General features: G+C 64.8%; 9 protein-coding genes and 1 tRNA gene. 7 read left to right on the plus strand and 3 right to left on the minus strand.

Annotated features, from left to right (window positions below; genetic code table 11):
• The 7 genes from ACPT9U_RS09925 to ACPT9U_RS09955 all read left to right on the plus strand — a co-directional run.
• The coding region (locus tag ACPT9U_RS09925; protein WP_435750793.1) for a TIGR03013 family XrtA/PEP-CTERM system glycosyltransferase at positions 1-842 on the plus strand (842 nt) is incomplete at its 5' end.
• A gap of 78 nt (positions 843-920) precedes the next feature.
• Positions 921-2,993: an XrtA/PEP-CTERM system histidine kinase PrsK gene (gene prsK / locus ACPT9U_RS09930; protein ID WP_435750794.1), complete on the plus strand. Its 2,073-nt coding sequence runs from the start codon at positions 921-923 to the stop codon at positions 2,991-2,993.
• Positions 2,990-4,363, plus strand: a complete 1,374-nt coding sequence (prsR, locus tag ACPT9U_RS09935; RefSeq protein WP_435750795.1) for a PEP-CTERM-box response regulator transcription factor — start codon at positions 2,990-2,992, stop codon at positions 4,361-4,363. Before prsK ends, prsR begins: the two co-directional genes overlap by 4 nt.
• Positions 4,360-7,164, plus strand: coding sequence for an XrtA/PEP-CTERM system TPR-repeat protein PrsT (prsT, locus tag ACPT9U_RS09940; RefSeq protein ID WP_435750796.1), 2,805 nt, complete (start codon positions 4,360-4,362; stop codon positions 7,162-7,164). Before prsR ends, prsT begins: the two co-directional genes overlap by 4 nt.
• A gap of 37 nt (positions 7,165-7,201) precedes the next feature.
• Positions 7,202-8,482 carry a nucleotide sugar dehydrogenase gene (locus ACPT9U_RS09945; protein WP_435750797.1) on the plus strand — a complete coding sequence of 427 codons (1,281 nt, stop codon included), beginning with the start codon at positions 7,202-7,204 and terminating at the stop codon, positions 8,480-8,482.
• Between the two features lie 106 nt (positions 8,483-8,588).
• Entirely contained in the window at positions 8,589-9,491 is a 903-nt protein-coding gene (locus ACPT9U_RS09950) for a lytic transglycosylase domain-containing protein (RefSeq protein ID WP_435750798.1), read from the plus strand.
• A complete protein-coding gene (locus ACPT9U_RS09955) occupies positions 9,488-10,297 on the plus strand; it encodes a S1 family peptidase (RefSeq protein ID WP_435750799.1) in 810 nt (269 codons plus the stop codon). Before ACPT9U_RS09950 ends, ACPT9U_RS09955 begins: the two co-directional genes overlap by 4 nt.
• A gap of 24 nt (positions 10,298-10,321) precedes the next feature.
• Here ACPT9U_RS09955 and ACPT9U_RS09960 read toward each other — a convergent pair whose 3' ends face one another.
• From ACPT9U_RS09960 to ACPT9U_RS09970, 3 genes are all read right to left on the minus strand, one after another.
• Positions 10,322-10,981 carry an HAD family hydrolase gene (locus ACPT9U_RS09960; RefSeq protein ID WP_435750800.1) on the minus strand — a complete coding sequence of 220 codons (660 nt, stop codon included), beginning with the start codon at positions 10,979-10,981 and terminating at the stop codon, positions 10,322-10,324.
• A 49-nt stretch (positions 10,982-11,030) separates the two neighbouring features.
• Positions 11,031-11,105 (minus strand) — tRNA-Arg (locus tag ACPT9U_RS09965).
• 133 nt (positions 11,106-11,238) lie between these two features.
• Positions 11,239-13,266, minus strand: coding sequence for a site-specific recombinase (locus tag ACPT9U_RS09970; protein ID WP_435750801.1), 2,028 nt, complete (start codon positions 13,264-13,266; stop codon positions 11,239-11,241).
• Positions 13,267-13,366 lie beyond the last annotated feature (100 nt).

The raw sequence follows: 13,366 nt of genomic DNA on the forward strand, positions 1-13,366 counted from the left end.
TGAGAGGGTTCACAAGATGGCTGCATAACCTATTGAACGTGAACCACTTTTTCGGCAAATTTCAGAAAGGCCATGTCATTCGAGTGCGATGGCCCTGGGGCGTGCTGTCACTGCGCGAGCTTCTCGACTGCAAGCTTGCCGGGTTGCGGATTCGGGATCTTTCGTCGTTCTTCGAGTGCGTCCAGGGGCAGATCCGCCTCGACTCCCTGCGTGCAAGCTGGCTGATCTATGGAGACGGGTTCCGCCAGGGGTGGTTGCGCACTTTCGTGAAGAGGTGCTTCGATCTTGTGGTGGCCCTGCTGCTCCTACTGGTCTTCATGCCGATCATGATCGTTACGGCGGTCCTTATCCTGCTCGAAGACGGTGCGCCGATCTTCTACGCCCAGGATCGGGTCGGTCTGGGCGGGCGAATCTTCCGGGTGGTCAAGTTCCGCAGCATGCGCCGAGATGCCGAGAGGGATGGCAAGCCTCGCTGGGCGAGCGCTAACGATGATCGTGTAACGCGGATCGGGAAGGTGATCCGCAAGCTGCGCATCGATGAGTTGCCGCAGCTGTTCAATGTGCTGCGCGGGGACATGAGTCTGGTGGGGCCGCGACCCGAACGGCCGTTCTTTGTCGAGCAGTTGACGGAGCAGATTCCCTTCTATGCGGTTCGTCATTGCGTGAAGCCAGGGGTAACGGGGTGGGCGCAGGTACGCTACCAGTACGGGGCTTCGGTCGATGATGCAGCGGAGAAGCTGCAGTACGACCTTTACTACGTCAAGAACCACACCCTGGTTCTCGATACACTGGTGCTGTTCGAAACTGTGCGTGTGGTGCTTACGGGAGAAGGGGCGCACTGAGCTCGCCGTGTCCGGTGAGGCAGTGCCAGGGTTCGGAGGCAGGGGTGTGCGTGTACAAGCTTAAGGCGGAGCGGATGAATGCTTGAAGTCGCAGCCTGGAGTTACGGAGTCGCTGCGTTCGCCTATCTGGCTTTCGGGCTGTACATCTTCTTTGCCTGGCGCGGGGCGCTGCCGGGCGGTGTGCTGTTTGCGGCGGTGACGCTGTCGGCGCTCTGGAGCGGGCTTTCCGCTCTGGGTGTGACCGGTTCAGGAATGAGCGTTTCGCTGGCGGCAAGCGTTGCGGACGTGCTACGGATCGGTGCTTGGTATGCCTTCCTGATCGTGCTCGCCCGTCCCTTGTGGGGGGGGCGACTGCGCTGGCCTGCGCAACTGGCCGTGCTGACGGTACTGATTCAGTTCGCCGCGCTCATTGCCGAGCTCTATCTGGGCGGTGCTGCCCTGGCGATTCGTCCGCTGCTGGCCGCCTGGCTGGGTCATGCCATTGTTGGCCTGATGCTCGTCGAGCAGCTCTACAGGAACGTGCCCCCCGCCTCGCGCTGGGGTATCAAGCCGCTATGTCTTGCGCTTGCTGCGGGCTATACCTTCGAGCTCTACCTGTTTGCGGATGCGGCCCTTTTCTCTCGTATCGATGAAGATGTCTGGGCTGTGCGCGGGCTTGCTCATGCGCTGGTGATTCCACTTATCGCGCTCTCGGGTGCGCGTAGCCCCTCGTGGACATTGCGCATGTCCGTCTCCAGAGAGGTGGTGTTTCACTCCACCGCGCTCGCGGGAGCGGGCCTCTATCTGCTTGTGATCGCTGGCGCAGCCTACTACGTGCGTTATTTTGGCGGTGACTGGGGCCGGGCCCTGCAACTCGCGCTGCTGTTTGCCGGATTGGTGCTGCTCGGTGCGCTGCTGTTCTCAGGGGCGCTGCGGGCGAAGCTGCGTGTGCTGATCAACAAGCATCTCTTTCCCTATCGCTACGATTACCGCAACGAGTGGTTGCGCTTCACGCAGGCGCTGGCGTCCGCAGACAAGAGTCTGGACCTCGGGCAGACGGTCATCAAGGCGCTGTCGGATCTTGTCGAGAGCCCGGGAGGGGCGCTGTGGCTTGCCAACGGGCGGGGTGCGTTTGCCCTGCATTCGCGTTTCAATCATCCGGATGTGGATGCTTTCGAACCTGCTGATTCGGCTTTCTGCCGCTTCATGGATGAACGAGGCTGGGTGGTCGATCTGGGCGAGTATGCCGAGCGCCCGGAGCGGTACGAAGGGATGGTGTTGCCGGGCTGGCTGTGCCGTTTGGAAGAGGCCTGGGCGGTGATTCCGCTGCAGACGCCGGACGGGTTGATCGGCTTCGTGGTGCTGAGTTCGCCACGCACCCCGTTCGAGATCGACTGGGAGGTGCTGGATCTACTGAAAACCGCGCAGCGCCAGGCAGCAGGTTACCTCGATCGCATGCTCTCGGCAGAAGCACTGCTCGAGGCACGCAAGTTCGACTCGTTCAACCGCATGTCGGCTTTCGTCGTGCACGATCTGAAGAACCTTGTCGCACAACTCTCCCTGATGCTGCGCAACGCCGAGCGCCATCGAGACAATCCCGAATTCCAGCAGGACATGCTCGAGACCGTCGCGCATGTGGAGTCGCGCATGCGCGGATTGATGACGCAGTTGCAGGAGAAGCGCTCGATCGATCCGCCGCGCGCGGTCGATCTGTGCACCCTGCTGCGCACCGTATGCGAGCGGCGGCGCAGCCAGCGGCCTGCGGTCGAGCTCGCACTGAACGAGGCGCATGGCATTGAGGTCGCGGCGCACCCGCAACGGCTGGAGAGAATCATTGGTCATGTCGTGCAAAATGCACTCGACGCAACGCCCGAGGATGGTAAGGTCTCATTGAGTGTCGATCACGCGACGCCAGGTTGCGCGAGTCTGGTTGTTGAAGATACCGGCTGCGGTATGACGCGTGCGTTCATTCGCGAACGCCTGTCGCGCCCATTCGAGACGACCAAGGCGAGCGGCATGGGCATCGGCGTGTTCGAGACCCGGCAGTACCTTGAGGAAATTGGCGGGAGTCTGCGCTACGACAGCGAGCCTGGGCGCGGTACGCGGGTGACGATCGAGTTGCCGGTGGTCCAGCGCGAACGTCAACGTTCGGAAATTACAGGAATACAGTGAATACGACGCCCGACAAGCAGCGCACGCTCCTGATCGTGGAGGACGATCCGGCGCTGCAAAAGCAGATGCGATGGGCTTTCGACGCCTGCGATACGGTTGTTGCCGACGACCGGGAAAGCGCCATTGCACAGTTGCGCAAGCACGAGCCGGCCGTGGTTACCATGGATCTGGGACTACCCCCAGCCCCGGACGACGTGACTGAGGGCTTCAAACTTCTCCGCGAGATCCTCTCCTTGGCGCCCGACACCAAGGTCATCGTGCTGACCGGCCAGCATGATCGCGAGAACGCGGTCAGAGCGGTCGGGCTGGGTGCATACGACTTTTTCGCCAAGCCCTTCGAGCCCGAGTTGCTCAATCTGACGATTGATCGCGCCTTCCGCATGCACGACCTGCAGATGGAGAACGCCCGGCTTGCAGCGCTCGCAGGTAGCCCGATGTCGGGGCTGCTCACGCGCGACCCGGGCATGCTCAAGGTCTGCCGCACGATCGAGCGCCTGGCCTCCGCGTCGGTCACGGTCGCCTTGCTGGGGGAGAGCGGAACCGGCAAGGAGATCCTTGCCCGTGGGTTGCACGCGCTGTCGCCGCGTTCGCAGGAGCGCTTCGTGGCGATCAACTGTGCGGCAATCCCGGACACCTTGCTCGAGAGCGAACTGTTCGGTTACGAAAAGGGAGCCTTCACCGGTGCGGTGAAGCAGACTCCGGGCAAGATCGAGACGGCGCACAAGGGAACGCTCTTCCTCGACGAGATCGGAGATCTACCCCTGCCGCTGCAGGCCAAGTTGCTGCGCTTCCTGCAGGAGCGCGTCATCGAGCGCATCGGCGGCCGTGATGAGATTCCGGTCGATGTCCGTATCGTCTGCGCCACCCATCGTGACCTGAAGGCACAGATCCAGGCGGGGGTGTTCCGCGAGGATCTGTATTATCGCCTGGCGGAGATCGTGATCGAGATTCCGCCGCTGCGTGCGCGCGACGGTGACGCTGCCTTGCTCGCGCACGCATTCGTGCAGCGCTATGCGCGCGAGAACGGGCGGCGCCCGCCGGTGCTGGGCGAGGATGCCCTCTCCGCCATCGAGGCGTACAGATGGCCGGGCAACGTCCGTGAGCTTGAAAACTGCATGAAGCGTGCGGTGATCATGGCCGACGGCGACTGCATCGGTGCGGTGGATCTCGGTCTTGGTGCCGCTGACGAGGATCTGTCCCACCTGAACCTACGTCATGTCCGGGAGGAGGCGGAGCGGACCGCGGTGCTCAAGGCCATCGCCCGCACCAATGGCAACATTGCGCGGGCGGCCGAGATCCTCGGCGTCAGCCGCCCCTCTTTGTACGATCTGCTCGGCCGCTTCGGCCTGAAGAAGGAGAATGGTTCGTGAGCTCAAGAAAACCCGTACTGCGCCCGATCGCCTGGTCCGGGCGCGCCCGCGGCGCTGCTGCGCTCGCGTTCTCCGCGCTACTTCTCGCGGGCTGCGGCCAGAGCCCCGAGGAGATGCTGGCCTCAGCCAAGACCTACCTGGACAAGCAGGATCTTGCTGCGGCGAGCATTCAGCTGAAGAACGCCCTGCAGGAAAATGGCAGCCTTGCCGAGGCGCGCTTCCTGCTTGGCAGAATCCATTTGGAGCAGGGGGATGTGCTCGGGGCGGTCAAGGAACTGCAGCGAGCGCAGGAACTCGGTTATGCCAGGGACGAAACCGCGCCGCTGCTTGCCCGGGCACTGGCGGATGCGGGGGAGTTCGACAAGTTGCTCGAGCAGTTCGCCGACCTGCGTGTCGGCAATGCTCAGGCCCAGGCGTCGATCCTTGCGGCGGTCGGTGATGCCCACCTCGCCAAGGGCAACCTCGAGAAGGCGCGCGCGGCGTTCTTGGATGCGCTGGTGGCCAATGACAACGATGCCAGGGCGCGGATCGGGCTGACGCGGGTCCATCTCGTCTCCGGCGACCTGGAAGCCGCGGAGCGTGAAGCTCGCCTGGGTGTTGAACGCCACCCCGAGCTGGCCATCGCGCATGCCTCCCTCGCAGACGCCCGGCTGATGCGGGGTGAGCCTGTCCAGGCGCTGGATGCGATGCGTGAGGCGGTTCGTCTGGCGCCGAAGAACGTCAATTACCACAATGCCTACGTAATGCAGCTGCTGCGTTCGGGCAAGGCCGACGAGGCTGGCAAGGCGCTTGAGGCGATGCAGGCGGCCGCGCCCAATCACCCGCTCACGCGCTACATCAAGGCCGTGATCGACTTTCGTGATGGCCGGCTTGCCGAAGCACGAGACAACCTGACGCTCGTGCTCAAGGATGCGCCCAACCACCTGCCTGCAGAACTGCTTGCCGGGGCGGTGCTCGTGCGGCTGAACGAGCACGCGCTTGGGCGCACCCATCTGGGGCGCGTGCTCGAACGTGCCCCGCGTGACGTCTTCGCGCGGCAGTCTCTGATTGTTTCGCATCTCGCCACCGGCGAGGCGCAGCGTGCCCTCGAACTGCTCGAGCCGCTGTTGCAGATGGCCGAGCCCGATGCTCGCCAGCTCGGACTGGCGGGGCAGGTGTTCCTCGCCAACGGGGATTTCGAACGTGCGGAGGCCTACTTCGACCGCGCCGCCCAGGCCGCGCCCGAAGATCCGCGTGCGCGCGTACGGCTCGGTATCACCCGCATGGCGACCGGCGATGCCGAAGCCGCCTTTGCCGACCTGGAGAATGCTGCGCAGATGGACGAAAGCGGGATCCAGGCCGATCTCGCGATCGTGATGGGGCATTTGCGCCGCGGCGAAGCAGACAAGGCGCTCGAGGCGCAGGCGCAACTCGAACGCAAGCAGCCCGACAATCCACTGGTGCACAATCTTCGTGGCGGGTTGATGCTCGCCAAGCGTGATGTGCCAGCTGCCCGGGAAGCGTTCGAGAAGGCGCTTGCGATCAAGGGGGACTACCTTGCCGCCGCCGTCAATCTGGCGCGTCTCGACCTCGCCGAACAGCAGAGCGAACAGGCGATCGCGCGCATCAAGACGGTTGCCGACCAGAACCCCCAGAACGTGGAGGCCCTCCTCACGCTGGCGGAGATTCAGCGCGCAACGGGGGCGAAGCCCGCCGAGGTGCTCACCTCGCTCGAGCGCGCCGAGGCCGCGTCGCCCGGAGCGGTCGCGCCCAACCTCGCCATCGTTCGCCACCACCTCGGCCAGGGTGACTTTCCGCGTGCGCTGCAACTCGCGCAGAAGGTCGCCGCGGCCCATGGTAACGACGCCCGGGTGGTCGAGATTCTTGCCCGCGCCCAACTGGCCTCGGGTGACAGCCAGCAGGCGATCTCGGCACTGAATCGCCTCGGCAGCCTGCTGCCACGTTCGCCCCAGCCGCACATCATGCTGGCCGATGTGCAGCGCTCGCTAAAGGACAACAGTGCCGCGGAGCAGGCCTTGCGTCGTGCACTGTCGATCGCGCCGGATGCGACCGAGGCCCAGCAGCGGCTGATCGCGCTGCTTGTCGAGCGTGGTGACCGCGATGGCGCGCTCAAGCTCGCGCGCGAGGCGCAGTCGCGCCAGGCCGAACGCCCCGCAGGCTACCTGCTCGAGGGTGAGATCCATGCCAATGGCGGCAAGTGGAACGAAGCCGCGGAGGCTTATCGCAAGGCGCTGGAGGCCAACGGCGGCGGACCGGCTGCGGTGCGTCTGCATGGCGCCCTGTTGCGCGCGGAACGCCGGACCGAGGCGGATCGTGCCGCCGCTGCGTGGCTGGAGAAGCAACCGGATGATCTGATTGTTCGTGGCTACCTTTCGGAAATCGCGTTGTCAGAGGGGCGTCATGCCGATGCGATGACGCTGCTCTCGCGCATGCACGAGATGGTCCCCCAGAATGCACTGATCCTGAACAATCTGGCGTGGACCGCCAAGGAGATGAAGGACCCGAAGGCGCTCGAGTACGGCGAGCAAGCCTTGCGCCTCGCCCCCGACAACCCCGCCATCCTCGACACCGTGGGCATGATCCAGGTGGAAGGCGGCGATATCGAGAAGGGCCTGGTGAACCTGCAGCGAGCGGTTACGCTCGGCCCCGACCTGCTGCCGCTTCAGCTCAACCTCGCGCGCGCACTCGCGATCGCAGGGCGCAAGGATGAGGCGCGCGCAATGCTCGAAGCGCTGCTTCCGCGCCTCAAGGAAGGGACCTCACTGCACCGCGAGGCGCTTGCGGTGCAGGGCACGCTTTGAACGAACCGCATCTCCAAACTCACAAGGAACACGCTACATGACCACCATCGCCGTCGTCGGGCTCGGTTACGTCGGACTCCCGCTCGCCGTGGAGTTCGGCAAGAAGTACCGCACCCTCGGCTTCGACCTGTCTGCCGAGAAGGTTGCAGCCTACCGCGAATTCTGCGACCCGACCGGCGAGGTCGCGTCCGAGGATCTGCGTGCCGCCACGCAGCTCAGCTGTCACACCGACCCGGCCGTGCTCGCCGAGGCCGACTTCGTCGTCGTGGCCGTACCGACGCCGGTCGATGCCGCGCATCAGCCGGATTTCACACCCTTGGTGAAGTCTTCGGAGACGGTGGGCAAGCACCTCAAGCACGGCGCAGTCGTGGTGTACGAATCCACCGTCTATCCGGGCGCTACCGAGGAGGTCTGCATCCCCATCCTCGAGCGACAGTCCGGCATGAAGTGGAAGGAGGGTTTCTTCGTCGGCTATTCGCCCGAGCGCATCAACCCGGGCGACAAGGAGCGCACCGTTACCAAGATTCTCAAGGTGGTCTCGGGCGACACCCCCGCAACGCTGGCGAGGGTGCAGGAGATCTATGGCTCGGTGATCACCGCAGGTGTGTATCCGGCCAGCTCGATCAAGGTCGCCGAGGCTGCCAAGGTGATCGAGAACACCCAGCGCGACCTCAACATTGCGCTGATGAACGAACTCGCGGTGATCTTCCACAAGATCGGCATCGACACGCTCGAGGTGCTCAAGGCGGCGGGTACCAAGTGGAATTTTCTCCCTTTCCGCCCTGGCCTGGTGGGTGGGCACTGCATCGGGGTCGATCCCTACTACCTCACGCACAAGGCCGACATGCTCGGCTATCACCCCGAAGTCATACTCGCCGGTCGGCGCATCAATGACGGCATGGGCAAATACGTGGCCGAGCAGACGGTCAAGCAGATGATCGTTGCCGGCTCCAGCATCAAGGGTGCGAAGGTTGTGGTGCTGGGCCTGACCTTCAAGGAGAACTGCCCCGATCTGCGCAACAGCAAGGTGATCGACGTCATTCACGAATTGCAGAGCTACGGCTGCGAGGTGATCGTGCACGACGCGGTGGCATCGTCCGCTGAGGCCGAGCACGAGTACGGCGTGTCGCTGTGTGACTGGGACGCACTGCCGGTAGCCGATGCGATCGTGGCTGCGGTTGCACACCGGGAGTATGTCGAGATGCCACTGGAGCGGCTGCTCACCAAGCTTGCCCCAGGCGGCGTTTTCGCCGACGTGAAGTCCGGCTACGATCCGGCCGCGCTTGCGGCAAAGGGCGCGCGGGTCTGGCGTCTTTGACCTTGGCATGCCATAAAGAAGCATGGAAAAGAAAACGCGTAAAGCCTCTTTTCGAACCGTGCTTCGCCCGTGGCGTCTTGGCGCAGGCATTCGCCTGGCGCCGGTGATGGGCTTGTCCTTCGCCCTGGGCCTTGCTGCCCCCGTGTTCGCTGCAGGCAAGGATGTTGTCGCGCGTGTCCTTGCCGAGCAGGCGTCCTATCTCACCGCGGAAGCGATCGGCTACGAGCATGGCGAGGGTGTCCCGCGTGACCAGCCTTATGCAGCGCGGCTGTATTGCGAAGCGGCGCGTTTGGGCAATGTGCAGGCCATGTACGCGCTGGGCTGGATGTATGCCAACGGTCGCGGGGTCGAGCGCGACGATGCGCACGCGGCGTCGTTGTTTTCGATGGCGGCCGACAGGGGCGACGAGCACGCGGCACGGATGCTGCGCTACACCGGCGGCGCGGAGGGGGCTGCGAGACCGCCGGCCTGTCTCAAGACGCCTTCTTCCATCCTCGCGGAACGCTGGCCGGTCGCGGCGCTTGTCGCCCGTCTGCCTGCGGAGCGCCAGCAGGTGGCCCAACTGCTCGCTGAACTTGCGCCTGCTTACGGGGTGTTGCCGCAATTTGCGCTCGCGATCGGGCTGACCGAGTCAGCGCTCAACCCGCAAGCCCTGTCGCCCAAGAACGCGATGGGGGTGATGCAACTGATTCCCGCCACCGCCGAGCGCTTCAATGTCACGCGTCCCTACGATCCCGAGCAGAACATCCGCGGTGGCTTGGCCTATCTACGCTGGCTGCTGGCGTACTTCGAGGGGGATATCGCGCTTGCCGCGGCTGGGTACAACGCGGGCGAGGGCGCGGTGGACCGCTACCGCGGCGTGCCGCCGTACCGTGAAACCCAGGCGTATGTCGAACGCATTCTTCGCCACGTCGGGCACGACCATCATCCCTTCGATGGCAGCGTGGTGGCACCCAGCCCGATGCTGCGCAAACTTCGCCTCGCCAGCCAGGAGGAACACGAAACGTGAGCCCTGAACGCCGGGCAGAAGCCCCGTCGGCGCCGCGCCGACGCACCCTCGTCGCTGCGTTTGCGCTGTCCGTGCTGTCGGCGTTTCCGATCACAGCGGGCGCGGGCTTGGTGGACACCGTTCCCCGCATCAAACCCTCCGTGGTTGCGGTGGGGACGTATCAGCGCACGCGCAGTCCTGCTTTCCAGTTTCGGGGCACCGGTTTCGTCGTCGGCAATGGTTTACTCGTTGCGACCAATGCCCATGTGCTCCCGGAAAGCCTCGAAGGCGACAAGATGGAGACACTCGTCATCGTCACCGCGGGTGACGCTGACGAGGGCAGGGTGCAGGCGGCCAGCGTCGTCGCCACCGAGCGCGAGCGCGACCTCGCCGTACTCCGCCTCCTGGGCGGCGCACCGCTGCCTGCGCTGCGTCTGTCTTCAGGCGCGCGTGTTCAAGAGGGGCAGGAGGTTGCGTTCACCGGGTTCCCGATTGGCAACGTGCTCGGCATGACGCCGGTCACGCATCGCGGTATCGTCGCCGCAATCACCCCGATCGCCATTCCCCAGGCCAACTCCCGCGCACTTAACCCGGCGCTGATCCGGCGCCTTGCGAACGATCCCTTCCGCGTGTATCAGCTCGACGCGACCGCGTATCCAGGCAATAGCGGCAGCCCGCTCTACGATCCCGAGACGGGCGTGGTGATTGGCGTGCTCAACATGGTGTTCGTCAAATCGACCAAGGAGAACGTACTGTCCGATCCCTCGGGTATCAGCTACGCGATTCCGGTCGAGTATCTTCAGCGTCTGCTGTCGGGCGTTCAGTAGTCCCCACCCGCGTCCGCCTTGTGTTCAGCTTGCGTCGAGGATGGCTTTGGCCAGCTCGGCCGGCGAGGTCGCGGCGCGCCAGTGCGGGGCCAGTTCGTGGCTGCCCAGGCTTCCGTACCCCCAGGTGGCGGCGATGAAGGGCAGGCCGTTGGCGTCGGCCGATTCGCCATCCTCGCTGCGGTCGCCCACATACACGGCCTGCTCGCGCGCGATGCCGCGGTCTGCCAGCAGGCGGGCAATCATCGTGGCCTTGTCCGGCAGCCGGGGGGTGAACAGATCGAGCGCATACACCGCCGCAAAATGCCGCGCCCAGCCGAGGTGCTCAAGGATCAGCTGCGTGGGGTGCAGGCGCTTGTTGGTCGCGATCGCAAGCGTGCATCCACCGGCCACCAGCGCCTGAAGCAACTCGCCTACGCCCGCGTAGGCCGCGGTTTGAAGGTAGCCGGTGCTGTCGTAGCTCGCCTTGAACGCGCCTGCGAGCGCATCGATCACGCCCGGGTCTTCGGTCCCGGCCAGCATCTGCAGCGTCTCGAGCAGCGGCGGGCCTACGATCGAGGCGTCGATGGAGGTCACCGGTTCGCGCGCCGTAGCGCTGAACGCGTCGCGATAGCTTGCGAGGATGGCCGGCGCAGAATCAACGAGCGTGCCGTCCAGGTCGAAGAGCACGTGGGCGTAATGCGGCATGGGCGGGTCACCGAGGTCGGCCGCGCAAAGTCGCGCAAGCTTGAGCAAGTGGTCCCGCCACCAGGAATCGAACCTGGATCTGGCGCTTAGGAGGCGCCCGTTCTATCCATTGAACTATGGCGAGACTCAGGGGCGGCATTCTAGCCGTTCGGAGGCCTTAGACCAAGCCCGGTGTAGGGGGTTGTAGGGAGCCCGGCTGCCAACAGCCAGGCTCCCCATGCCTGGTTGATCAGGCCTCCGCTCGAGTTCGGCAGTGCTCAGCGGGTGTCCTGCGATGGCGCGGTGGCGGGCTCGTCCGAGCGGGGTGGGAACAGGAAGGCGTGCGGCGTACGCAGGAGGCGGCGCAGCAGCAGGCCGCCCAAGGCACGGCTCTGGGCAAAGGTGATGCGGCGCGCGCGCATCGCCACGCTCAGCGTGAGCAGGAAGCTGACCAGCAGGTTGGTGAGACCGATCAGCAACACGCCAGAGAACGCCAGCAGCACCGTCCCGAGCGGAATGGAGAAGTCCAGCGCGGCGCTTGCATAGCCCAGGTAGGCCGACGAAAAGGCGATGTGGCGAATGTCGATCGGCAGGCCGAACAGGACCCCGAGCGCGGTAGCGCCGCCGAGCAGGAAGCCGAAGAAGAAATTCCCCGCGAGCGCGCCGATGTGCTCCTCGACGTACTCGGCCAGTTGCGCCTGGCGTTGTTCGCCGAGCAGCCGTCGCAGGCTGCGCAGCTGGCGCAGGCGTTGCGGGACGCGGTTGTAGGCGGAGAGGTTGTCGTAGTAGGCGGCGATCAGGCCCGACATGAACAGGCACACGCCGGCGATCGCTGCGTAGAAGAGGGCGCCACCGCGCGGGTCGATTTCCTGCAGCAGCACCTCGGCCTTGTCCGGCGATACGAAATGGTCGCCGGTGGCGAGGTGGATGAGGAGCCCGACGCCGATCGCCACCGGGATCGCCACGCCGATGTTGCCCAGGATGGCGCCGGCCTGGCTGCGGATGGTACGCACGATGAGGTCGGCGAGCGCCTCCAGGTCGCGCGTCTTGCCCTTCGCCTCGCCGATCGAGGCGGCGATCGCATTGGCGGTCATCGCCGGCTGCTTGGTCGCCACCGTGCCGCCGAGCATGTGGATGAGCATGAAACCCAGGCCGTAGTTCAGGCAGAACGAAAGCAGTTCGTTGAGCGGCGCCATGCCCTGACCACCGAGTACGATCTTGTTCGCCGCCATGAAGGCGATGATCAGCCCGCCGAGCGCAGCGGAGGCGAGCAGGCCGAAATACTCGCGCCGGGTTGAGGTGATGTAGTGCTCGCCGGTCCGGCTCGCGCTCTCCGTCATGCGCAGGGACAACAGCTCCACGTTCTGCCCCCAGTAGTCCGAGAGCACATTCTTGCGGCATTCGGCGCGAACCAGGGTCTTGAACAGGCGAACGATGCGTGGTGCAGCATCCTCGACCACCCGCCGCGTGCGAAGCTCGCCGAGCAGCTCGATCAGGTCGTGGATGCGCTCAAGATGCTGGCGCAGACGTTCCAGCTTGAAAGTGAGGGTGAGGCTGGTGCCGATGCGCATCGCACGTTTGCGCACGCGCTGCAGGATCTCGTCGCACTGGTGCAGCATCACGGTGAGGTGCTTGTCGTCGGCGATCAGCGCCCCGGGGGTGGTCCACCACTTCTTGTAGTGTTCGATGTAGGCGAGCAACTCCGCGTTCTGCGCGAGGAAGGGCGACTCATGCTCCTCAAGATTGGGGTCGATGCGCACCAGCTCGCGGTCCAGTCCGATTGCCGAGACGTGGAAGGACAGCACGCGCAGCGACTCGAGAATCTCCTCCACCGCGTTGGGCAGCGGGCTGGCATCCTCCTCGAACATCGGTGTCTGGTGGCCTACCAGCAGATGCAGCAAGGCCTGCCAGTCCTCGTCCGGGATGGCGTTCACCCAGATCTCGTCGTCGACGCGGTGGAAGGCCGCAGAGATGAAGTCCTTCAAATAGCTTGTGTCGATGATCTCGGGCAGCAGCCGCCCGCCCACGCGGCGGAAGGTTTCGGAGAAGAAGCCCGTCGAAGGCAGCAGGCCCGAGGAGACGTACATCGTGACCTGCTTGTGCTCATCGAACAGGCGCAGCAGTGCGTCGCGCAGGTTGGCGAGCAGGTCGGAGCGGCGCGCGAGCAGGTGGCTCAACGCGCGCAGGTTCTCCGCAGCCTTGTCAGCCTGTGTGGCTTGCGGCGGACGCAGCTTGTTGATCAGCGATGCCCACAGGGCAGCCTGATCCTGGTCGGAGCGACCAAAACGTTCGAGAAGTCGTTCCATGATCCCTTTCGTGTCGATTCTGCCGGCCCGGAGCGCTGGGCGGGCAGGGGGCCCCGGTCGGTACACGCGCTCTGCGCCCGGCCCTTTCGGCGATGCATTA

The organism is Thauera sp. AutoDN2, assembly GCF_051280715.1.
GTDB lineage: Bacteria > Pseudomonadota > Gammaproteobacteria > Burkholderiales > Rhodocyclaceae > Thauera.